The 21,152-nt window shown below is 72.6% G+C and carries 26 protein-coding genes; 12 read left to right on the top strand and 14 right to left on the bottom strand.

Translation table 11 applies throughout. From position 1 onward, the window contains the following. Positions 1-7: 7 nt before the first annotated feature. On the top strand, positions 8-514 hold the full coding sequence (locus tag AB0D94_RS31970; RefSeq protein ID WP_362059197.1) for a hypothetical protein: 507 nt from the start codon (positions 8-10) through the stop codon (positions 512-514). An 83-nt stretch (positions 515-597) separates the two neighbouring features. Here the strand turns inward: AB0D94_RS31970 and AB0D94_RS31965 are convergent, their stop codons facing one another. Together AB0D94_RS31965 and AB0D94_RS31960 are read right to left on the bottom strand one after the other, a co-directional pair. Then, complete coding sequence (locus AB0D94_RS31965; RefSeq protein WP_362059194.1) at positions 598-1,569, bottom strand: zinc-binding dehydrogenase; 972 nt, start codon at positions 1,567-1,569, stop codon at positions 598-600. 151 nt (positions 1,570-1,720) lie between these two features. Next, the gene (locus tag AB0D94_RS31960; protein WP_362059191.1) at positions 1,721-2,554 is read right to left on the bottom strand and encodes a methyltransferase domain-containing protein; all 834 of its coding nucleotides are present in this window, start codon (positions 2,552-2,554) and stop codon (positions 1,721-1,723) included. Positions 2,555-2,741: 187 nt separating this feature from the next. On the opposite strand from AB0D94_RS31960, the gene AB0D94_RS31955 reads away from it, so the two are divergent. From AB0D94_RS31955 to AB0D94_RS31935, 5 genes are all read left to right on the top strand, one after another. Beyond that, positions 2,742-3,242: a metallophosphoesterase gene (locus tag AB0D94_RS31955; protein WP_362059188.1), complete on the top strand. Its 501-nt coding sequence runs from the start codon at positions 2,742-2,744 to the stop codon at positions 3,240-3,242. 66 nt (positions 3,243-3,308) lie between these two features. Next, on the top strand, positions 3,309-3,893 hold the full coding sequence (locus tag AB0D94_RS31950) for a hypothetical protein (RefSeq protein ID WP_362059185.1): 585 nt from the start codon (positions 3,309-3,311) through the stop codon (positions 3,891-3,893). Positions 3,894-3,952: 59 nt separating this feature from the next. Beyond that, positions 3,953-4,687: a helix-turn-helix domain-containing protein gene (locus AB0D94_RS31945; RefSeq protein ID WP_362059182.1), complete on the top strand. Its 735-nt coding sequence runs from the start codon at positions 3,953-3,955 to the stop codon at positions 4,685-4,687. A gap of 129 nt (positions 4,688-4,816) precedes the next feature. Next, positions 4,817-5,773 carry a DMT family transporter gene (locus tag AB0D94_RS31940; protein ID WP_362059179.1) on the top strand — a complete coding sequence of 319 codons (957 nt, stop codon included), beginning with the start codon at positions 4,817-4,819 and terminating at the stop codon, positions 5,771-5,773. A 113-nt stretch (positions 5,774-5,886) separates the two neighbouring features. Then, complete coding sequence (locus tag AB0D94_RS31935) at positions 5,887-6,816, top strand: 2-dehydropantoate 2-reductase (protein ID WP_362059176.1); 930 nt, start codon at positions 5,887-5,889, stop codon at positions 6,814-6,816. Positions 6,817-6,900: 84 nt separating this feature from the next. On the opposite strand, the gene AB0D94_RS31930 is transcribed toward AB0D94_RS31935, so the two are convergent. Then, on the bottom strand, positions 6,901-7,398 hold the full coding sequence (locus AB0D94_RS31930; protein WP_362059173.1) for a tetratricopeptide repeat protein: 498 nt from the start codon (positions 7,396-7,398) through the stop codon (positions 6,901-6,903). Between the two features lie 281 nt (positions 7,399-7,679). Between AB0D94_RS31930 and AB0D94_RS31925 the strand changes: the two genes are divergently transcribed. Beyond that, complete coding sequence (locus tag AB0D94_RS31925) at positions 7,680-8,282, top strand: DinB family protein (RefSeq protein ID WP_362059170.1); 603 nt, start codon at positions 7,680-7,682, stop codon at positions 8,280-8,282. Between the two features lie 28 nt (positions 8,283-8,310). Here the strand turns inward: AB0D94_RS31925 and AB0D94_RS31920 are convergent, their stop codons facing one another. Beyond that, positions 8,311-8,808 carry a GNAT family N-acetyltransferase gene (locus AB0D94_RS31920; RefSeq protein WP_362059167.1) on the bottom strand — a complete coding sequence of 166 codons (498 nt, stop codon included), beginning with the start codon at positions 8,806-8,808 and terminating at the stop codon, positions 8,311-8,313. A 154-nt stretch (positions 8,809-8,962) separates the two neighbouring features. After that, positions 8,963-9,199: a hypothetical protein gene (locus AB0D94_RS31915; protein WP_362059164.1), complete on the bottom strand. Its 237-nt coding sequence runs from the start codon at positions 9,197-9,199 to the stop codon at positions 8,963-8,965. Between the two features lie 197 nt (positions 9,200-9,396). On the opposite strand from AB0D94_RS31915, the gene AB0D94_RS31910 reads away from it, so the two are divergent. Then, positions 9,397-9,795: a VOC family protein gene (locus tag AB0D94_RS31910; RefSeq protein ID WP_362059248.1), complete on the top strand. Its 399-nt coding sequence runs from the start codon at positions 9,397-9,399 to the stop codon at positions 9,793-9,795. Positions 9,796-9,821: 26 nt separating this feature from the next. Here AB0D94_RS31910 and AB0D94_RS31905 read toward each other — a convergent pair whose 3' ends face one another. Further along, positions 9,822-11,876, bottom strand: coding sequence for a prolyl oligopeptidase family serine peptidase (locus AB0D94_RS31905; RefSeq protein WP_362059161.1), 2,055 nt, complete (start codon positions 11,874-11,876; stop codon positions 9,822-9,824). A 259-nt stretch (positions 11,877-12,135) separates the two neighbouring features. Here AB0D94_RS31905 and AB0D94_RS31900 point away from each other — a divergent pair, with 259 nt between their 5' ends. Further along, positions 12,136-12,804: a GNAT family N-acetyltransferase gene (locus tag AB0D94_RS31900; RefSeq protein ID WP_362059158.1), complete on the top strand. Its 669-nt coding sequence runs from the start codon at positions 12,136-12,138 to the stop codon at positions 12,802-12,804. 179 nt (positions 12,805-12,983) lie between these two features. Here the strand turns inward: AB0D94_RS31900 and arsM are convergent, their stop codons facing one another. The 4 genes from arsM to AB0D94_RS31880 form a co-directional block, all read right to left on the bottom strand. Next, positions 12,984-13,754, bottom strand: coding sequence for an arsenite methyltransferase (gene arsM / locus AB0D94_RS31895; protein ID WP_362059155.1), 771 nt, complete (start codon positions 13,752-13,754; stop codon positions 12,984-12,986). Positions 13,755-14,003: 249 nt separating this feature from the next. Then, positions 14,004-14,498, bottom strand: coding sequence for a GNAT family N-acetyltransferase (locus tag AB0D94_RS31890; RefSeq protein ID WP_362059152.1), 495 nt, complete (start codon positions 14,496-14,498; stop codon positions 14,004-14,006). Between the two features lie 248 nt (positions 14,499-14,746). Further along, positions 14,747-15,145, bottom strand: coding sequence for a VOC family protein (locus tag AB0D94_RS31885; protein ID WP_362059149.1), 399 nt, complete (start codon positions 15,143-15,145; stop codon positions 14,747-14,749). Positions 15,146-15,256: 111 nt separating this feature from the next. Beyond that, positions 15,257-15,673: a helix-turn-helix domain-containing protein gene (locus AB0D94_RS31880; RefSeq protein WP_362059146.1), complete on the bottom strand. Its 417-nt coding sequence runs from the start codon at positions 15,671-15,673 to the stop codon at positions 15,257-15,259. Between the two features lie 59 nt (positions 15,674-15,732). Between AB0D94_RS31880 and AB0D94_RS31875 the strand changes: the two genes are divergently transcribed. Further along, positions 15,733-16,344, top strand: a complete 612-nt coding sequence (locus AB0D94_RS31875) for an NAD(P)H-binding protein (RefSeq protein ID WP_362059143.1) — start codon at positions 15,733-15,735, stop codon at positions 16,342-16,344. Beyond that, the gene (locus tag AB0D94_RS31870; protein WP_362059140.1) at positions 16,341-16,820 is read left to right on the top strand and encodes a nitroreductase/quinone reductase family protein; all 480 of its coding nucleotides are present in this window, start codon (positions 16,341-16,343) and stop codon (positions 16,818-16,820) included. Before AB0D94_RS31875 ends, AB0D94_RS31870 begins: the two co-directional genes overlap by 4 nt. A gap of 40 nt (positions 16,821-16,860) precedes the next feature. On the opposite strand, the gene AB0D94_RS31865 is transcribed toward AB0D94_RS31870, so the two are convergent. The 4 genes from AB0D94_RS31865 to AB0D94_RS31850 all read right to left on the bottom strand — a co-directional run bounded on the left by AB0D94_RS31865 (position 16,861) and on the right by AB0D94_RS31850 (position 20,334). Beyond that, positions 16,861-17,877 carry an HNH endonuclease signature motif containing protein gene (locus tag AB0D94_RS31865; protein ID WP_362059137.1) on the bottom strand — a complete coding sequence of 339 codons (1,017 nt, stop codon included), beginning with the start codon at positions 17,875-17,877 and terminating at the stop codon, positions 16,861-16,863. Beyond that, a complete protein-coding gene (locus tag AB0D94_RS31860; protein WP_362059134.1) occupies positions 17,874-18,011 on the bottom strand; it encodes a hypothetical protein in 138 nt (45 codons plus the stop codon). The genes AB0D94_RS31865 and AB0D94_RS31860 overlap by 4 nt, the downstream gene beginning before the upstream one ends. 200 nt (positions 18,012-18,211) lie before the next feature. Beyond that, entirely contained in the window at positions 18,212-18,973 is a 762-nt protein-coding gene (locus AB0D94_RS31855; protein WP_362059131.1) for a GNAT family N-acetyltransferase, read from the bottom strand. A 71-nt stretch (positions 18,974-19,044) separates the two neighbouring features. Then, entirely contained in the window at positions 19,045-20,334 is a 1,290-nt protein-coding gene (locus AB0D94_RS31850; protein WP_362059128.1) for an MFS transporter, read from the bottom strand. 196 nt (positions 20,335-20,530) lie between these two features. Between AB0D94_RS31850 and AB0D94_RS31845 the strand changes: the two genes are divergently transcribed. Then, complete coding sequence (locus tag AB0D94_RS31845) at positions 20,531-21,061, top strand: hypothetical protein (protein ID WP_362059125.1); 531 nt, start codon at positions 20,531-20,533, stop codon at positions 21,059-21,061. Positions 21,062-21,152 lie beyond the last annotated feature (91 nt).

The following is a 21,152-nucleotide window of genomic DNA, read 5'->3' as shown; positions in this document are numbered from 1 at the left end:
TGACCTCATGTACGACTTCGGCATCGAGGGATACCGGCCGCAGTGGCTGAGCGGTCCCGCCCGGGTGGCACGCACACACGGGCCGCTGCTGCGGGCTCTGGGCGGCCGTCCCCTGAGCCGGGTCTGGATGGTGTGGGACCTCGAGGACGACGAATGGTTCTGCGACTGCCCGGTGCTGCTCGACTTCGACGGCGTACAGCTGGAGATCAATCACTGGAAGTTCGACGACCTCTCGCTCACCTGGAACACGATCGATCCCCTCCGTCCGGTCACCTTGGCCCCCTTCCGTCTGGAGTGGCGTCCCGAACCTCTGCCCGAGCTGCGAGCGCTGCGGGGCGCGACCCTGCAACGGGCCGAGCTGCTGGAATGGGTCGTGAACGGTGCCGCGGGCCGGACCGTGGACCTGAGCTTCGTCTTCCCCGACGCCCGCGTCACCGTCTTCAACGCCCTCGACGAGAACGGCCTGACCTTCGGCCCGCCCGATCCGGACCAACGGGTGCGCACCGTCCGCTGAGGCGTTGGGCCCGGGGCGCGCCGGCGGGCGGCCGCGTCCCGGCGTCGGCCGGGCGGCGGCGTCCCCTGCCCTCTCCCCCCACGTCAGACGGTGATCACCACCTTGCCCAGGAGTTCCCGGGACTCGATCGCCTCGTGCGCCGATGCCGCGCGCTCCAGCGGGAAAGTGGCGCCGATCACCGGGCGCAAGGCGCCCTCGGCAGCCGCCCTCAGGGCATGCGACGCGAGTTCGGCGTGCTCGGGGGCCGACAGCTGGAGGTCCGCGATGCCGAGCAGGCGGACGTCGCGAGCCGCCGCGTCAGCCGGGTCCACCGGGGCGAAGCCGCCCGTCGGGGCGCCGTGCGCCGAGAACCGGCCGCCGGTCGCCACCAGGGCGAACGCGGCCAGGCCGACCTCGCCGCCCACCCCGTCCAGTACGACGTCCGCGCCCGCGCCGCCGAGCGCCTCGCGGGCCCGCTCCACCCAGTCGGGGCGGGCCGCGTCGACGACGGCGTCCGCACCCAGCTCCCGTACCAGGGCGGTCTTGCGGTCCCCGCGGGCCACGCCGACGACCCGGACGCCCGCCGCCTTCGCCAACTGGACCAGTACGGTGCCCATGCCGCCCGAGGCGCCGACGATCAACACCTGCTCGCCGGGCCGGACGGCCGTGGTGTCCAGCAGCTTGGCGGCCGTCACCCCGTCGTGCACCAGGGCCGCGGCGTCGTTGAAGGAGACCTCGTCCGGCACGGCGGCCAGCGCGTCGGCCGGGGCCAGGGCCAGTTCCGCGTAGCCGCCGGTGATGCCGAGGGAGGCGACGATCCGGCGGCCGTTCCACGCCGGGTCCACGCCCTCGCCGGTCGCGCGGACGGTACCGGCGATGCCGGCGCCCGGTACGTAGGGCGGGGTGACCGTGAAGTACTCGCGGCCCCAACCGCTGCGTACCTGCGTCTCGACGAAGACCGTGTCCACGGCGGCGACGGCGACGAGCACCTGGCCGGGGCCCGCCACCGGCTCGGGCACCTCGACCGGGACGAGTACCTCCGGACCGCCGAACTCGATCGCCTGTGTCGCACGCATGGCACTCACCCCTCTCAGCGGGCCCTCGGACTCTCCGGCACCCAGGCCTTGAGTCTCGGACCTCAAGCGTGGTTGGGGTCAAGTGATCACCGCCTGCGCGCTCGTGGAGCCACTGGGCGATCAGATCGGGTGCGGTCAGCGCCCGCCGGAGCTACGGCCGGGTGGCGGTGACCAGGTAGTAGTCCAGGATCCGCTGTTCCCAGGCGGCCAGGAAGTTCCGCGGCCAGGTGCCCGGTTCCCACAGACGGGCGAGCCAGCGGTCCCAGCCGGGCCAGACCTGCGGGCCGATCGAGGTGACCCGGACGTCGACGAGACCGGCATCGGCGAAGGCATCGGCGAGCCGGGAGACGGGCCGGGCGATGTCCAGGCCGCTGGCGAACGAGTCGAGCAGCCCCGCGAGCCGCTCGGCGTGCGCGGGGGAGCCGTCGACGGTGAAGAAACTGGCGATGGCCACCCGCCCGCCGGGCCGCACGACCCTCGCAGCCTCCCGGGCGAACGCGGACAGGTCCGGGAAGTGCTGGGCCGCCTCGACGCTGTACAGGCAGTCGAACTCCCCGTCGCCGAGCGGCAGGCTCTCCGCGGCCCCCAGGACGAAGCGCATCCGGTCCGGCTGCGCCCGGAGGAGCCGGGCGTTCGCCTCCCGGGCCCGCTGGAGCTGCTGGGGGTGGATGTCCACCCCGGTGATCGCCGTAGGGCCGTACTCCTCCAGGGCGAGCGCGCACCCGAGGCCGAGACCGCAGCCGATCTCCACGGCCCGGCCGCCCTCGGGCTCTGCCGCGTCGAGGATGTGCCGGTAGAGGTCCTGCTCGCTGCGGACCCGGTCGCCCTGCGACAGCGGCCGTTCGAGGTCGATGGACTGCCAGAAGCCGAAGTTGATGAACCCGCCGGCGAACACCGGCACGGCGCTGAGATCGGCCGGCCCGTACGTCTCCCACACCGTGGGCCGCACGATCGGAGCGGACTGCTGCTCAGGCTCTCCCGACAACGCCCCACCACCTCTGTGTGTTCAGGGAACGCGCTGACCCGACGTCATCAGTGTGGCCCCTGAAAGCCCGTCACGACAGACCGCCTGCCCGGGCCGGGCCGCGCAGCCCGGAACGGGCGAACCCGACCGGCGCGTACAGCCCACCCGAGGACTGCGCGCGGGGCCACGTCCGCCTAGGCTGGGGCGCATGAGGCTGCTGCTGACCTCCGACACGCACGTACCCGCTCGCGCCAGGCGCCTGCCGGAAGCCCTGCTGGCAGCCGTCGACGAGGCCGAGGCGGTGATCCACGCCGGGGACTGGACCGACGAGGCCACGCTCGACCTGCTGGAGTCGAGGTCCCGCCGCCTGATCGGCGTGTACGGCAACAACGACGGGCCGGCCCTGCGCCGCAGGCTGCCCGAGGTCGCCCGCGCCGAACTCGGCGGCCTGCGCTTCGCGGTCGTCCACGAGACCGGCCCGGCCGCCGGGCGCGAACGGCGCTGCGCCGAGCGCTTCCCCGACGTGGACGTCCTGGTGTTCGGCCACAGCCACATCCCGTGGGACTCCACGGCTCCGGGCGGGCTGCGCCTGCTCAACCCCGGGTCGCCGACCGATCGCCGACGGCAGCCCCACCACACCTACCTGACGCTCACCGTCGTGGACGGCGCCCTGCGCGACACCACCCTTCACCGACTGCCGCCCCGCTGACGCGACCGTTGACGCGTCGGCGCCCGCTGCCGCCGAATCTCCGGCCTGCGTCACTAAGGTGACGCCATGGGTCAAGAAGACACCGGCGGCACGGCGCCCGGGCCTGATCGAGCCGACGCCGGTGCCGGTGCCGGTGGCGGCGGTGCCGCCGTCGCCGCGCCGGTCCAGGATCCGCAGACCGCCGCCGCCCGGCTGAAGGAGCGGCTGTACGCGACCATCACCATGATCTCCGTGGTGATCGGCCTCGCCGTCTCCGAGCACGCCGACGCCGCCGGGACCTCGGCGACGGTACTGACGGCCGCCGTCGGGCTGTGGCTGGCGACGCTCGTCGCCGACCAGCAGGCCCACCGCGTGGTCCACGGCCGCCTCGCCACCGGCGGGGAGCTGCGCCACATGCTGTGGGTCAGCAGCCCCCTGCTGCTGTCCGCCGTGGGCCCCCTGATCCTGATCGGCTCCGCCGCCCTGGGCGTGATGGACCTGCGGACCGCCCTGTACGCGGCTGCCGGCGTGAGCGTCGCCAGCCTGTTCGGCTGGGGCTGGTACGGCGGTGTCCGCATGGGCGGCGGGGCAGCAGTCGCCCTGCTGGCCGGTGCCCTCGACGCGGCGATCGGCCTGGCCGTCGCCCTGGTCAAGGCGACGGCCGGCCACTGAGCGGCCCCGGCGAGCGCGATCGTTCGCTGTCCACCGAAATTCTGAGGCATCCTGGGAGCATGAACGAGTTGGATTCCGGGACGCCTGCGGACGGCCTCGCCCCCGCCGCGCGCCTCGCCGCCTTCGCCGCGGCCCTCGCCGACGAGACGCGGGCCGCCATCTGCATGACGCTGCTGCAGGGGCGCGCCTGGACGGCGGGTGAGCTGGCCCGGATCACCGCGGTCGCGCCGTCCACCATCAGCGGCCACCTGTCCCGGCTGCTCGAGGCGGGTATCTGCGTGACCGAGCGGCAGGGCCGCCACAGTTACGTGCGGATCGCCGACGCCGCGACCGCCCGCCTCATCGACGAACTCGCCTCGTACGCGATCCCGGACCGGGACGCGGCGTACGCGGTACCGGTGGTCGCGGCACCGGACCCGCTGGTGCGGGCCCGGACCTGCTACGACCACTTCGCGGGGCGGCTGGGCATGGCGGTGACCGACGCGATGGAGCGGCTCGGACTGCTGCGCACCGAGGGCGTCTTCGAGCTGACGGAGGCCGGGCGGGCCTGGTACGGGGAGGCCGGGATCAGCCTCGACCGTGTGGGGCGCCGGCCGGTGGCGAGTTCCTGCCTGGACTGGACCGAACGGCGTCGCCACCTGGGCGGCGTCGCCGGAGCACGGCTGCGGGCGCGGGCGCTGGGCGAGAAGTGGGTGGTACGACCGGCCGGAGGCGGGCGGGCACTGGAGGTGACCGGGGCCGGGGAGCGGGCCTTCGGTGACCTGCTGGGGCTCACTCCGGACGCCTGGAGCTGAGCCCGGGCAGCCCGGGGAGGCTGAGCCCGGGGAGCTCGGCGAGCCCGAGCCCGGGACGGCGTACGCAGAGGCCAGGACCCCGCGAAATAATTCGGTGAACACCGAAGTGTTTTGCTCTAGGGTGGGGCCATGACGTTCCGCTCGAGTCCGATCCCGCCCGGAGTCCTCACCGTCGGCGCCGTCTCCTTCACGGTGCTCGCCTGGGCCTCCGCCTTCGTCTCCATCCGCAGCGCGGGCTCCGCGTACTCGCCCGGGGCGCTGGCCCTCGGCAGGCTGCTGGCCGCCTCGCTGGTGCTCGCAGTCCTGCTCCTGGTCCGCCGCCAGGGCCTGCCGCCCCGCGAGGCCTGGCGCGGAATCCTGATCTCCGGAGTGGTGTGGTTCTGCGGCTACACGGTCGCGCTGAACTGGGGTGAACGCCTGGTCGACGCGGGTACGGCGTCCCTGCTCGTGAACACGGGGCCGATCCTCATGGCACTTCTCGCGGCCCGCCTCCTCGGCGAGGCGCTGCCGCCGCGGCTGTTGGCGGGCATGGCCGTCTCCTTCGCCGGAGCCGTGGTCGTGGGCCTGTCCATGTCGTCCGGTGAAGGCGGCACCACCTCGGTGCTGGGGGTCGTGCTCTGCCTGCTCGCCGCGGTGGCCTACGCGACCGGCGTCATCGCGCAGAAACCCGCACTCTCCTACGGCACACCCCTGCAGGTCACCGCCTACAGCTGCCTGACGGGAGCCGTGGTCTGCCTGCCCTTCGCGGGGCAGCTGGCCACGGAACTGCCGAAGGCGCCGTTGTCCGCCACGCTGAACATGGTCTACCTGGGCGTGGTGCCGACCGCCCTCGCCTTCACCACGTGGACCTACGCCCTGGCGCGCATGCCCGCCGGCCGGCTGGGCGCGACGACCTATGCCGTACCGGCCATCGTCGTCCTGCTGAGCTGGGCCCTCCTGGGCGAAGTACCCGCCTGGCTGACCCTGCTCGGCGGCGTGCTCTGCCTGGCCGGAGTGGCCGTGTCCCGGTACGGTCCGCGCCCCGCCGGGAAGCCGGCCGTCAGCGACACCCGGCTTCCGGCGGGCCGGACATCAGGCCGGACATAGGGCCGGACACGAGGCCGGCGGCGGGACCGGACGAGCAGGACGACCCACCCCAAGGCAGGCGCCTGCCACCCTGGCGTCTCCCGAGCACGAACCCTCCTACGAAAGGCACCCTCATGAGGATCCTCACGGTCGGCGCCGGCGCCGTCGGCGGCTTCTTCGGCGCCCGCCTCGCGCAGGCGGGCCAGGACGTCTCCTTCCTGGTCCGACCGGCCCGAGCGAAGGCGCTCACGGCTCGCGGCCTGCGCGTCGAGGGCCAAGGGGAGAGCCTCCGCCTCACGCCGCATCTGGTGACGGCGGACGCCCCGGGCGGGCCGTACGACCTGGTCCTGCTGTCCGTGAAGGCGACCACCCTGCACACGGCCCTGACAGAGATCGAGGCCTCCGTCGGCCCGGACACCGCCGTGCTACCGCTGCTCAACGGGGTCGCCCATCTCGACGCGCTCGTGGCGCGCTTCGGGGCCGGGGCGGTCCTCGGCGGGGTCGCGAAGGTGGTCACCACCTTGAACGAGGACGGCGACATCCTCCGTATGGCTCCGCCCGCGGTCATCCTGACCGGCGAGCTCGACGCCCGGCCGTCGGCCCGCGTGGAGGCGATCCGTACGGTCCTGGCCGCGGCGGGCATCGACTCGCCTGCGACCGAGGACATCGTCGCGGCCATGTGGCACAAGTGGGTGTTCATCTCCACCCTGGTCTCCCTGACCTGCCTGATGCGCGGCACGGTCGGGGAGGTGAACGCCGTCCAGGGCGGGGCGGCGTTGGGGCCGTCACTGCTCGCCGAGGCCGCGGCGGTGTCGGCAGCCGCCGGCCACCCGGTGCCCGAGGCCGAACTCGCCTTCACCACGGCTACCGTCACCACCCCCGGCTCTCCGCTCACGCCGTCCCTCTACCGCGACCTCGCCGCGGGAGCCCCGACCGAGGCCGACCACGTCCTGACCGACCTCACCGTCCGCGCACGGGCGTTGGGCGTGGCCACTCCGCTGCTGGACCTCGCTGCCCTCCACCTGCGCGTCCACGAACACCGCATCGCCGCGGGCCGCGTCTGAAGCCGGGGCCCGTCCCGTCTCACGGAGCGCGGGGGCGGGTCGGGGCCGGCGTTGCCACCCGTGACGTCGGGCCGAGGAGGCGTCTCAGACCGTTTCGTTCAGGTCCTCCGCATAGTGTTCGATCGCTCCGCGGTACCGGCGTACGCCCGGGTCCTCGCTGGTGGCGGCGAGGAGCTTCAACAGGAGCCGCATGGCTTCGTGGTGCTCGTCGGTGTTGAACAGGGCCATGGACAGGAAGGTCTGCAGGGCGCCGTCGCCCGGGAATTCGCGGAGGCCGAGCCGGAAGGTGCTGACGGCCTTCTCGTACCGGCCGAGCACCCGGTAGGTGCTGCCGAGGCCGAGGAGCGCGCCGTGACGGTCCTGCGGCGACAGCGCGCCGCGGAGGCCGGCCTCGTAGAAGGGCACGGCTTCGGCTTCCAGGCCGAGCACGTCGTGGATCCAGGCGGTCTGGTAGGCCACTTCGGCGTCTGCCGGGTGGGCGGCCGCGAGGAAGAGCAGCTGTTGCCGGGCCTTTTCATGCTGCCCTTGCTCGCGCAGTCGTATCGCTTCGGCCAGGAGGTCGTCTCGTGCGGGTCCGCTCATCCGTCCATGGTCCCAGACCTCGGACGGGGTCAGTCCCTCGCCAGATTGAGGATCAGGACGAGCAGGGCCCCACCCATCACCACCAGGTGGAACCAGGCCGGGGCCGCCAACACGCCCGCTCCGTCGGACCAGTTCATCACGGGTTCCTCCCGTCTTCGGAGACCTACGGCCGCTCCGTGGCCTCAAGGCCCGCCTGCCCTGGATCCGGGCCACGACGCACCGGTCGCCTCGGAACGCGGCCGGGCTCAGGGGTGTCGGTGCCGGATGGAACACTGACCCGCATGGGTGAATCGGAACAGAAAACAGATCTCCTGCACTACCTGCAGGCCGCGCGGGACGCCTTGCTGTGGAAGCTGGACGGGCTCTCCGAGTACGACGTGCGCCGTCCGCATACACCGACCGGCACGAACCTGTTGGGGCTCGTCAAACATGCCTCCGGTGTGGAGCTGGGGTACTTCGGCAGCACGTTCGGACGGCCGTTCTTCGACGAACCGCCGTCCTGGTTCACGGAGGTCGCGGAGCCCAATGCGGACATGTGGGCCACGGCGGACGAGTCGCGTGAGCAGATCGTCGAGCTGTACCGGCAGGCATGGCGCCACTCGGACACCACGATCGCCGCGCTCGCACTGGATGCGACCGGTCACGTCCCGTGGTGGCCCGAGGAACGGAGAAAGGTGACGCTGCACCACGTCCTGGTACGTGTGATCGCCGACACCCAACGGCACGCCGGCCACGCCGACATCATCCGCGAGCTCACCGACGGGGCCGTGGGGATGACGAAGGGCAACTCCAGCCTGCCGCCGGGTGATCAGGCGTGGTGGGAGGACCACCGGCGTCAACTGGAGCGCGTGGCACGGGAGGCCGACCGGCGGGACACCCCTTAGGCGGTGTCACCGGGCGGTATCAGCGGTGTCAGATGTCGCGCTCGTACTGGACCTGGGTGAGCGGGTTGCCGTCGCCGAAGTCGTACGGGCGGGTGGCGCCGGACTCGATGAAGCCGGATTTGATGTAGAAGCGACGGGACTGGGGGGTGTCGCGCAGGGTCCACAGGTGGACCCGGGTGAATCCCTCGTCGCGCAGGCCGTGCAGCGTCCGCGCCATCAGCGTGCTCGCGATGCCGCTCCCCCACCCGTCGGGGTGGCCGTAGAAGCTGCAGATCTCCGCGAGGCCCGGACGGGTGGCGGAGGGAAGGCAGAAGGACATGGCCAGGGGACGGCCGTCGCGTACGGCGAGCAGGATCGTCCCCGTCTCCTCCGCGATCCGCCCGTGCCAGCGGGTTCGCCTGCTCCGTACGGCGGGCAGGGCGAACTCCGGAGCGAAGAAGGGTGCGTAGACGGCTTCCCAGGCTGCGGCGTGGATCTCACCGAGCGCGTCCCCGTCGTCGGCGGTGGCGTGACGAACTTCGATCATCCGGCCAACCTACCGGGGGCGCCTCGCGCGGCGCGGGCAATCCGGTTGTGCCGGAGGTACGGGGGGCATGGCCTGCACCATCGGACGCGTCAGCCGTGCCCCCTCGCCCCTCACCCTCCGCCTAGAGCCGGATCTGCCCGCTTCCGGACACCGCCTAGTGCAGCGTCCAGGTGAATTTGCCGCCGCCCACCCACCGGACCACGTCCGGATCATCGAGGTCATGGACCGTGATGCCCATGGCCGATGCGGTCAGGAGTACGTCCGTCATCGACGTCGCCCGGCCGACCATCTCCCCGTCGACCTCCACGATGCGAAAGGGAGGGTCACCTGGCAGCACTCCCAGGACGGTGACCCGCGGGGAGGCGATATGTGGGCTCGCACTTTCAGTCATGCCGAGATCGGTTCCACGCCACGGCCGGTACTAAGCCTGGCCATCGACGGAAGGGGCCTGAACAGCGCCCCGCCGGCACGCGCTATCTTTGCGCGTCAGCGCCCGGGAGGACCCGACACACGGAGGTACGGCCGATGCCCGGAGGCACCGACGCGGCACATCAGGCGACCACCGGGCGCGCCAGGCCGGCCACCGGGATGCTGCACCACGTCGAGATCTGGGTGCCCGATCTCGACCGTGCCGCCGCCTCCTTCGGCTGGCTGCTGGAAGCCCTCGGCCACACCCCGTTCCAGAGCTGGCGCAACGGCCGCAGCTGGCGGCTCGGGACGACCTATGTGGTCTTCGAGCAGTCCGCGGCCCTCACCGCGCACGAGCACGACCGGTGCCGGCCCGGGCTCAACCATCTGGCGTTCCACGTCGAGGGCCGCGACAGGGTGGAGGCGCTGGTCTCCGAGGCCCCGCGGCACGGCTGGAGCCTGATGTTCCCCGACCGGCACCCGTACGCCGGCGGCGACCGGACCTACGCCGCCTACCTGGAGAACACCGACGGCTTCGAGGTCGAACTCGTCGCCGTCGACCCCCCGGCCCCGGCCTGAGAGCCGTCACCTCGGCGCGGCCGGCGTCACGCGCCTTCCGCCGACCCGCCTTCCTGTCGGGCCGGGCCGAGTTGGTGCCACAGGAAGGTGTGCGCGAGGGCCTGGTTGAAGGCGGCCTGCGCGTTGTCGGTGGCCCCGCCGTGGCCGCCGCCGGTGTTCTCGTAGAAGTGGACCCGGTGGCCGAGGCCGCGGAGGCGAGCGGCCATCTTGCGGGCGTGGGCGGGGTGGACTCGGTCGTCGCGGGTGGAGGTCATCAGGAGCACCGGCGGGTAGGCGCCGCCCGCGGCCACCTGGTGGTAGGGGGAGATCGCCTCCAGGTGGGGGCGGTCGGCTGCGTCGTCGGGGTCGCCGTACTCGCCGGTCCAGGAGGCGCCGGCCAGCAGTTTGTGGAAGCGGAGCATGTCGAGCAGGGGGACCTTGGCGACGATCGCGCCGAACAGCTCGGGGTAGCGGGTGAGCATGGCGCCCATGAGCAGCCCGCCGTTGCTGGCGCCCGCGGCCCCGAGCCGGTCCGGGGTGGTGATGCCGCGGGCGATCAGGTCGGCGGCGACGGCCGCGAAGTCCTCGAACGCCCGGGGCCGGTTCGCGCCGAGGGCGGCTTGGTGCCAGGCCGGCCCGTACTCTGCGCCGCCCCGGATGCACGCGACCACGTAGGTGCCGCCCCGCTCCAGCCACGCCCGGCCGGTGACCGCGCTGTACGAGGGGGTCTGCATGTCCCGGAACCCTCCGTACCCGTACAGCAGCACCGGCCCGGGTCCGCTCGCCGTGTCACGGCCGACGACGAAGTACGGGACCCGCGTACCGTCCGGTGAGGTGGCGAAGTGCTGCCGCACCGTCATCCCGGCGGCGTCGAAGCGGGCCGGGGCCTGCTTGAGGATCTCGCTGTCGGAGCCGACGTCGCCCCGGTAGAGCGTGGAGGGCTGCAGGAAGGAGGCGACGTCGAGGAAGTACTCGTCCCCGCTGTCGGGGTCGGTGTCGGTGACCACCGCGGACGACAGCGCGGGCACCTCGGCCAGTGGCCGGCGCGTCCAGGAGCCGTCGCCGTCACCGCCGCCGTGGCCGGGGGTGAGGACCTCGATCCGCGTCGCGACATCGGACAGCGTCTCCAGGATGAGGTGGTGGCGGGTCCAGGAGTGCCCGGCCAGCGCGGTCTGCCCGTCCGGGGTGAACAGGACCTCGGCGGTCCTGTCGCCGGCCAGGAAGGCCTCGAAGCCGAAGGCGAGGAGGGAGCCCGCCGGATGCCCCAGCCAGGGCTCCCTGGGGGTGACGATCAGCCACTGCTTCCAGGCGTACTTGCCCGCATCGTCCGGCGCTTCCACCTTCACCGTCCGCTGCTCCGCGTCCAGGAGGAACAGCTCGTGGTGCCAGAAGTCCCGGTAGCGGGCGATGAAGTCCCGCTCGAAGCCCGGCGTCGCGTCCCTCCAGCCCGTCGCCGAGACGTCCGCCGACTCGGCCTCGAAGACGAGCTCCGACTCCGCCAGGTCGGTGCCGCGCCGCCAGCGCCGTACCGTGCGCGGATATCCGGAGTCCGTGAGGGAGCCCGGGCCGGTGTCGGTGCCGATGTAGACGTGGTCGACGTCGATCCACCCGATCCGGGTCTTCGCCTCCGCCACCTCGAAGCCGCCCGGCACGAACGAGAGGCTGCCGAGGTCGAACTCGCGGACCACCACCGCGTCCGAACCCTCCCGCGACAGCCTCACCAGTGCCCGGTCGTAGTCCGGGTAGCGCACCGGCGCCCCGTCCCACACCCACTCCACGCCCTCGGCAGCGCCGAGCGCGTCCACGTCCAGCAGGACCTCCCACTCGGGGAGGTCCTTGCGGTACTGCTCCAGCGCGCAACGCCGCCACACCCCCTTCGGATGCCCGGCATCGCGCCAGAAGTTGTACAGGAACCGGCCCCGGCGGACCGTGTAAGGGATCCGGTCGCAGGCGTCCAGCACCTCGCGCAGCTCCCCCCGCAGCACCGCGAAGGCAGGGTCGGAGGTCAGCGCTGCGAGCGTCTCCGCGTTGCGCTCCCCCACCCACGACAGCGCCGCGGCGCCCTCGACATCCTCAAGCCACCCAAACTCATCGTCGATCACAACGAGAGATTGTCCCCGCCCGTGCGCGCCGACGAGACCAGAATGCGGCAGCGGGCGCCAGGGAGTGTCCCCCGAGACCCGTGAAATGGCCTCGTGACGCTGCGACCCCGGCTATCAGGTGGAGCCTCCGTTCGCCGCGTGGAAGACCGAGCTGCACGGCCCCTGAGGCGCACCCGCCCCCTCGACGGGCGGGTGGCGGGTCCGGCGTGTCCGTCTGCGGACGGCAGTGCGGACCGGTGCCGCTGCTTACCGTGGCCGCATGAACGCTCGTACAGCACTGCCGTCCGCCCGGTACGGCATCCGGTGTGCCCGGCCCGGAGAATCGGGTGCGATCGCCGTGCTCCTGGCCCGCGCCTTCGCCGACGACCCGGTCATGGCGTGGGCGTTCCCCGACCCGTCCCGCCGGGAGCGCAGGAGCGCCCGCTTGTTCAAGCTGATCCAGCGCCAGCAGCGGCCGCGGGCCGGAGGTGTCCGGGTGGCCGCGACCGGCGACGGGCAGCTGCTCGCGGCCGCGCTGTGGTCGGGGCCCGGTCGCTGGAAGACCTCCGCGGTGCAGGAGCTTGCGGCCATGCCGCGCTACGCGCACGCCTTCGGCGTACGGGGGCTGCCGCGGGCCGCGGACGTCGAGAACACCCTGCACGAGGCGCACCCGGAGGCGCCGCACTGGTATCTGCCGACCCTGGGAACCGATCCGGCCTTCCAGGGGACGGGAGTCGGTTCGGCGCTGTTGCGGCAGCAGCTGGCCCACTGCGACCGGCTCGGGCAGTCCGCGTACCTGGAGTCCAGCAAGGCCTCGAACGTCCCCTTCTACGAACGGTTCGGCTTCCGCGTCACCCGCGAGATCCGGCTGCCGGACGAAGGGCCGCCCTTGTGGCTGATGTGGCGCGAGCCCGGACCCGCGACCGGCCGGGCCCCGCTCAGCACTTGATGCGCAGGCCCGCCTGGGTCCTGTCCGGGCGATCTTCGTGGATCAGCCCGCGTCGTCTGGTGCGGTGCATCGCGAGGCGGAGGATCGCAGCTCGTACTCGGCCGTACTCGCGCGGTCCGACAACGCGGCGAGGCGCCGTGCCCGGTGGCGCGGGCCCGCGAAGATCGCCCGGACAGGACCTAGGGAGCGGCGGGCTTGGTGGCGCGGACGATGGCGGAGTGCATACGGTCGGCGACCGGGTGGGTCGGGGTGATCTCGATGTCCGTGAAGCCGGCCGCCTCCAGGCCGCGGCGGTACTCGGCGAAGGAGAGGGCTCCGGCGATGCAGCCGACGTGGTCGCCGCGCTCGGCCCGCTGGTCGGGGGTGAGGGTGTCGTCGGCGACGACGTCGGAGACGCCGACGCGGCCGCCGGGTTTGAGGACGCGGAAGGTCTCGGCGAAGACGGCCGGCTTGTCCGTGGACAGGTTGATCACGCAGTTGGAGATCACTACGTCGATCGTGGCGGCGGGCAGCGGGATCGCCTCGATGGTGCCCTTGAGGAACTCCACGTTCGTGGCGCCGGCCTTCGCCGCGTTGGCCAGGGCGAGGGCGAGCATCTCCTCGGTCATGTCCAGGCCGTACGCCCTGCCGGTGGGACCGACGCGGCGGGCCGACAGCAACACGTCGATACCGCCGCCGGATCCGAGGTCGAGGACGCGCTCGCCCTCGTAGAGCTCGGCGACCGCGGTGGGGTTGCCGCAGCCGAGGGAGGCGGCGACGGCCTCGGCCGGGAGCGCGTCGCGCTGACCGGCGGCGTAGAGGCCGGGACCGAAGCTGTCGTCGCTCTCGATCGCGGCAGGTCCGCAACACGAGGTGCCGCAGCAGGCGGTGCCGCCTTCGGTGACCTGGACGGCCGCGGCGGCGTACCGGCGGCGGACGCTCTCACGCAGGTCTGCTGTCTGCTCGGTCATGACGCGCTCCTACTCAGCAGGCTGCATCGATGTTCTTCGATTCAAGCGTGCGCCTTGGATCGAAGTTCGTCAACATAGGGCCAAATCGAGACAAGAGCCGGCGGCCCCCGGCCAGGACGGTCCCGAAGGTCCTCAGAAGGCAGGATGGGACAAAGCCGCACGGGCTCGGACCGATCGCACGATCCGCCCGACCGTGTGGCAGCTCCCCCGTTACGGCCCCGCGCGACCACCCAGTTGCACTATCGCCGGTCAGGCTTTCGGAACGGTGCCCGCGCCCGGCCGGCGCACCATGAAAACGTCGATCGGATCCTGGAATTCCACGACGAATCCGTGGCGCTCGTAGAGCCCCTGGGCGGCACTCCCCTGCAAAACATTCAAACGGACGGTCATGCCCCGCGCATCGGTGCGCTCCAGCAGCGTGCGCAACACGGCTGATCCGAGCCCTCGGCCTTGATGGTGCGGGGCAAGGTAGAAATGCTCGAGCAGCTGCCCGCCGTCGGCAGGCCGGACCGTGACGCATCCTGCGGGTTCGCGGTCGATCATGATGATGGACGTGTGCTGTGCAGAGAACGAATCCCGCAGCCGCTGCCGCACTCGGTGCTCGTCGTAGCGCCCGAGCCGCTCCAAATCCGCACGCATGACCACGGCCCGCAGCTCCGCGATCACCTCGACGTCCGCTGCCTGCGCAGAACGCAGCAACCACCCCGAGCCGTGCGCCGACTCCGTCCGCGCGGGCAGCACCATGTCCGACCGTGCCCGGGTCCCTATCGCCCCAGTGTCCATGGCCGGAGTATCTCAGCCGACCTGCCTCCTGGCTCGCCCAGTCCCACCGATGTCGAAGCAGTTGTCGAGCTTCCTCACCGGAGTAGACGTGGCCAACAGAGCCTTGCAGGCCGGCGGTTGGTAGTGGTCGAGGCGCTCCTGCATCGATCGTCGGCGTCGGCGTGCCGGTTCGGCTTCCGATGGGGCGCCGGCGGGGCGCTGGGCGGACCTCAGGTCCAGGTGCGGGAGCAGAGCACCAGGCGGTAGCCGTCAGGGTCGGCGACCGTCACTCCGTGCTCGTCCCAGTAGGGGTTGTGCGCCGGGACGCGGGTGCCGCCGGTCGCCACCAGGCGGTCGGTCAGGGACTCGTCCGCCGGCTTGCCGAGGTAGAGGACGAACAGGTCGTCCACCGTCGGGGTCGGCTCCAGCGGCCGTTCCGGGTCGTGCGTGAGCTCGAAGTGCCAGGAGCCGTCTGACGGACCGACCATCAGGAGGTCGTGCTCGCCCGGGACCCGCTCGGTCGTGCGCCACAGGACGGTCAGGCCGAGGCCGGCCACGTAGAAGCGTTCGGCCGCGGCGAGGTCCCGCGAAGGCCGGGCCACCCGGACATGGACGGTGGAGTCGATCATGCTGACACCTCCAGGGCGGCGAGCCGGACGGGGCCGGTGGGGACTTTACGGGTCATGACCGGACCTTAGGATCTTGAACAGCGCTCTGACCACCCGACCCGGAATCCGCCGTCACGCCAGGTGCCCCGCGGGGAGGCGTCCATGACCGGCGGCTCGCGCAAGGCCCTCCTCCTGGGCGTCGATCAGCTCGTCCCAGTGCTCCCGCGTCCACGCGCAGGCCGTGTCCAGCGGGCCCAGCAGGCCGCGGCCGAGCGGGGTCAGGGCGTACTCGACGTGACGGGCCTCGTGCTCCTCCCGTACGACGAACCCGTCCCGCTCCAGCCCGCGCAGCGACTGGGTCAGCGACTTGGCCGTGACGCCGCGCAGCGGGACCTTGAGCTCCGAGAACCGGCGCGGCCCGTCCTCCAGGCAGCGCAGGATCATGCCGCCCCACTTGTCACCCACGCGGAACGGCACCAGCGGGGACGGGCAGACGGGGTCGAACATCTCCGGATCCAGAGGGGCCCGGAGGGCCTGAGGCTTGGTCATGATCTACACCGTAGGTCGGTATCCGATCGGAAACCAGCCCTCGCCCTACGCTCCGGGTCATGGAAACGACGAGCAGCAGGATCATCGTGTTCGGGGCGGGTGGCAGGGTCGGGCAGGCCGCTGTGGCGGAGGGCCGGCGGCGGGGCCACGAGGTCACGGCGGCCGGGCGGGCCGACGGCGAGGTGACGGACCCGGCGGCCGTGGCGCGGCTCGCGGCCGGACACGACGCGGCGATCGTCGCCGTGTACGACCCGTCGGCCCGCCCCGGCGTGTTCTTCCCCGCCATGGCCCGCGCCCTCGCTGAGGGGCTTTCGGCGGCCGGGGTGAAGCGGCTGGTGTCGGTCGGGCTGGCATCCGTACTGCCCACCGAGTCCGGGGAGTTGCTGATGGACACACCCGGGTACCCGCAGGAGTGGCGGGAGTTCTACGTCGGCCACGGCGCCGGCACCGAGGCGCTGCGCGCGGCCGCGCCCGAGACGCTGGACTGGGTGGTACTGAGCCCGGCGGGCGACTTCGACCACGAGGGCGAGCCCACGGGCGGGTACGCGCCCACCCCGGCGCCCGCCCGCGCCGACAGCCGGATCACGACCGCGGACTTCGCCCGCGCGCTGCTGGACGAGATCGAGGTCCCGGCCCTGCACCGGACGCACGCGGGAGTGGCTGCCGTATGACCAGCCCGGTCCGCGACACGGTCCACGACAGCGTTCACGACCCGGTCCGCGACAACCCGACCCCCTGGGTCGCCGACCACATCCGCCGCTTCGAGGAGACCGGCGGCCACCCCCGCCCCGGAACGGACGACCTGCTCCTCACCACCCGGGGCCGCAAGTCCGGGCAGCTGCGCCGCACGGCGCTGGTCTACGTACGGGACGGCGAGGGCGACCGCGCCCCGTACGTCCTGACGGCGTCCAACGGGGGCGGGGACCGCCATCCGGCCTGGTACCTCAACCTGTTGGCCGACCCGGAGGTCGTCCTCCAGGTCGGCTCGGACACCTTCACCGCGACGGCCCGGCCCGCCACGGCGGCCGAGTCTGCCCGCCTGTGGCCGGCGGTCGTGGCCGCGATGCCCTCGTACGCGGCCTACCGCACCGCGACGACCCGGGAGATCCCCCTGGTCCTGGTCAGCCCGGCGGGGCTGACGGACTGAGGGTGGGCGCCCTCGCCCGCCGCGGCGCTGCGGCCCGGCTTCAGCGCGGCGTGGCCGCGGTCCATTCCCCGTGGCGACGGGCGGCTGTGTCCAGGAGCAGCTTCCTGAGCGACTCACGGGTGCGTCCCCGGGTCTTGATGGCATGGCAGTTCGGGCACAGGGCCACCATCTGCTCGGGTGCGTCGCGGCCGCCCGTGGCGATCTCGACGACGTGGTCGACCTCCAGGAGGGGGCGGCCGTCGTCGGTCAGGTCGGCGGGCTGTCCGCCGCAGCCGGGGTTCTCGCACCGGCCTTGGCTCCGTACGAGGACTGCCTCGCGGGCAGCGGCCAGGCGGACGGGACGGCTGAGGGTCTGCTCCCGGCGCCGGCCCCGCGTGTACTGTTCCCGCTCCTCGACGGCTTGGACGAGCTGTCGGTAGCGGGCCCGGGCGTCGCTGGACCCGATGGACCCGCCGCGGGTCGGCCGTTCCCGTGGGGCCATCTGCGCGGCCGAGGCGTCGGCCGAGGTGGAAGTGGAAGTGGAAGCAGAGGTAGAGGTAGAGGTAGAGGTAGCTGAGGCGGCGGCCGGCCGGGAGGCCCGCTCGCACCGCTGGTGCCTGGTCCGTCCGGCGGGCAGGCCCGCCCGGCCGCAGACCGGGCAGAGCTGTTGCGGCCCCATGGCCGCGGTCCCTGCCTCGCGGGGCGCCGGCAGCGAGGCGCCGGTGGCGGTTGTGGCCGTCCCCGTGCCCTTCCGTCGCGCCTTCTTCTCCCACCGGGCCAGCCGCTTGCGAGCCGCCTGGTGCTGCTCGCCGGCCCTGCGTACCTGGTAGCGGACCTTCTCGAAGGCGTGGAGGCCCTGCCACTGACCCTCGAACTCGCCCTCCTGGGCGCCGGGCCTCTGGCGTCGGTACGCCTCCAGGGCCCGCGTACGGCCGACGACGGCCCGCGCCAGGTTCCGTTCCGCGGCCTCGAGGATCGCCGCGGTCCGCCTGGCCTCGGCGCGCGTCACGGCCAGGCTCGGCTCGGGGCCGAGGTCCGGCGTGTCGAGGGAGAGCTGCTTCTTGCGCTTCGAACTCACGCCTCGTGCCCCTTCGCCGACAGGTGGGCGACGACGACGGAGACGGCAGCGACGGCAGCGACGGCAGCGACGGTGGGCAGGATGCGGCTGATGCCCCGGGGGCCTTCGACCAGGGCGGCTACGTCATGATCCATCCGACCAAATCAGCCGTACGGATCCCCGGCCCGGCGGGCGGGCGGTGCACACGCTGACCTGCGTGGACGCAACCCATCGTCGGGATCCGCCCGTCGAGGATGTCGAGCACCAAGGTGCCGATGGGGGCCGGGTCGGGCAGGCGACCCAGCACAGCCAGGTCTCCTGGACCCGCCGACCCGGGCGGTGAGCGTCGGTGGCCTCAGCCGCGTTCGAAGCAGTGCGAACGGCCGATGGCGGAGAAGCCGCGGCGCTCGTACCAGTGGCGGGGCCAGTCCGTGGCGTCCGCGGTCAGGAACCGGGTGCCGCAGCCCTCGTCGGCGGCCAGGCGCAGGGCGGTGTTCAGGACGGCGTCGGCGTAACCGTGCCTGAGGTGTGCGTCCGAGGTGACCAGGTCCTCGACCTGGGCCGTGCCGGTCGCCGGGTCCAGGTAGAGGTCGGCCCATGAGGCGACCTCGCCGTCCTCCGTGCGGGCACCGATGAAGTGGACGGCGTCGGCCCCGCGGCGGCGCGCCTCGCGTCGCTCCACGAGGTGGCGTACGACCTCGTCGTCGACGTCCGGAAGGCGACCCCGCCACCACCCTGTGAGCGGGGTGCGCATCGCGTCGAGGTCCACCTCCTGCGCGCTTCCGCCGACGGGCACCGGGCCGGTGTGCACCATGACCAGATAGGTGGAGTGGGTGTACCCGGCGCGGATCAGGGGCTCCGCGCAGGCCATCGCCACGCCGTCGTCGAGTACGGAGATCAGCCGGTGCGGCAGCTGCCCCAGCGCCTCCTCGGCGATGGCGGGCAGCGCCTCGGGGTCGACAGCGGCGTCGATGACGACCTGGTTGTTCCCGCGGGAGTGGGCGTAGGCGTCGTCGAATATGGCGAACCCGCCGGGAACCTCGACGGTGCGCGCGGCCTGGCGGCGGGCGAAGGCCGACAGGAAGGAGTTGATCCGCTGGAGTTCTGAGTGGGACATGGGGGGAGCGTAGTCAGCCGTGGCGGATGACCGCCTACGCATTTCCCCCGGCGGCGGCGCAGGCCGCTCGGCTACCGACCGGGAGGGCTCATACGCCGGCCTTCCAGACGGGGAGATGCGCCGGCCGTCTCGACGGGGGATGCGCCGGCCTTCTCGACACCGGCCGTGCGGGCGCGGACCACGAAGGGCCGGGAGCAGACGGTGACGGCCACGGAGAGCCCGGCCAGGGCGGTGATCGTGGCGCCGGGGGTGAGGTGCTGGGCGAGGCCGCCGGCTATCGCGGCGCCGATGCCCTGCCAGGTCATGCGGCCGGCGGACTCGACGCCCTGCACCTGGCCGCGGACGGGGTCGGGGGTCAGCGCGAGGAGCTGCTCCTGGAGCGGCAGGGTGGCGGCGAACCCGACGCCGGCCACGAACACCGCGGCCATCGCCAGCGGCGTGGGCGGGTGGATGGCGAACAGCAGGTACGGGACGGCGAGCAGCAGCCGCAGGGCGAAGGCGTAGCGTCGCCGCCGGTCGGCGGTGAGCAGCCGCCCGACCGTCAGGTCCCCGAGGAGCATGCCGGCCGACCCGGCGGCCAGGAGGGCGCCGGCGTGGTTCGGGGCGTAGGAGATGAACAGGGCCTCGCAGCCGACGATCAGGCCGTTGGGGACCCACAGGTTCAGCAGCAGGGCCCGCCGGCCGGGGTGAGAGAAGAGCTCGATGTTGGTCGTCCAGGTCTGCCTCGGCCCGGGGCGGCGGGTCAGCCGGATCGAGTGCTCCCGGACGGTCGTCGCCACGACGACCAGTCCGAGGGCGGCCAGGACGGCGGCGATGACGAAGACCTCCCTCGGGCTCAGGTATCGCAGCAGCAGGGCGCCGACGGCGTAGCCGAGGATCGCCATACCGCCGGAGGTGATGTTCATCAGCGAACGTGCCAGGGCGTACGCGGAGGTGGGCGCGACTTCGGCGAGCAGCCCCATCCGCGTTCCGGTCGCGAGGGACTGGAAGAACCCCAGGACCAGGAGGAGCCCGAACCGGGCGGCCAGCGGCAGTCCTGGAATCGCCTGCGCGGCGACACCGGCCAGGGAGACGGACTGGAGCGCGACGAGGGTCCGGCGCGGACGGTTCCCGTCCGCGACCGACATCAGCGTCAGCGCGCCGAGGACCGTCGCGAACGTGGCCCCGTACATGCTCACGGCCGTCAGGAACGGGGATCCGGTCTCGTGGTTGACCAGCGTGCCGAGCGCGAAACCGGACATGGTGGTCGCGGCGGCGGTGAGGGTGAAACCGGCGTACAGGCCGGCGAATTCGCGGTTGCGGAGCAGGGCGCGGTAGCTGGAGGCGGGCTGCGTGGCGGGTGAGGATGCGTCAAATGGCATGAAAAAAGCCTCCGGACGCACCCACTGGGGCGCCGAAGGCCAACACGTCCATTCTAGCACCCGCCCGGCGGCACCCGGCGAACTCCCGGTGGTTTCCCTGCCCTTGGCACCCCACTCTCACCTACGTACATGTCTGTATGTAAGTTACCATCCGAGTGCAGAGCCGCTCCGTGGACCGACCGAAAGGGGAGGGCGTATGAACGTCGAACCAGGAACAGGCAGTGGCACACCCCGGGGTGGGGCGCAGGAGGCGGCGGAGCCGCCGGCCGTCCGCCGACAGGAGCCGGTTCCCGAGCAGATCCGCGCCCTGAGCACCATGACCGACCCCTCCTACGTCGATCTCTTCACCATGTCCGGCGGTGTGCCGGGCCGGTCACCGGAGCAGTGGGCAAGGGTCTTGTTCGACGACGTGGCGGGCCGTGGGGGCCAGTTCGTCTGGCGGATACTCCTCGGCCTGCGGCTCACGGCAGCACCGGACCGGGTGGCGGGTTGGCGGATCGCCGACCGCGGCGACGACTGGATCAGGCTGGAGGCCCGCTCCTGGTTCCTGACCGGCCACCTCGTCGTCCAGGCCGACGACGAACACGTCTCGCTCGCCACGTTCATCCGCTACGACCGCCCCGTGGCGTCACGCATCTGGCTGCCGCTGTCCAAGAAGCACCGTCAATTGGCGCCCGCCCTGCTGCGCGACGCGTACGAGGCCCGTCCGCGGAGCCTGAGCCGCTAGGCCCTGTCCGGGCGATCTTCGCGGGCCCGCGCCGCCCGGCACGGCACCTCGCCGCGTTGTCGGACCGCGCGAGTACGGCCAAGTACGAGCT

This window comes from Streptomyces sp. NPDC048255, assembly GCF_040652415.1.
Lineage (GTDB): Bacteria > Actinomycetota > Actinomycetes > Streptomycetales > Streptomycetaceae > Streptomyces.
The sequence above is the reverse complement of the archived record's forward strand: the minus strand, read 5'-3'. Positions and strand labels throughout refer to the sequence as shown.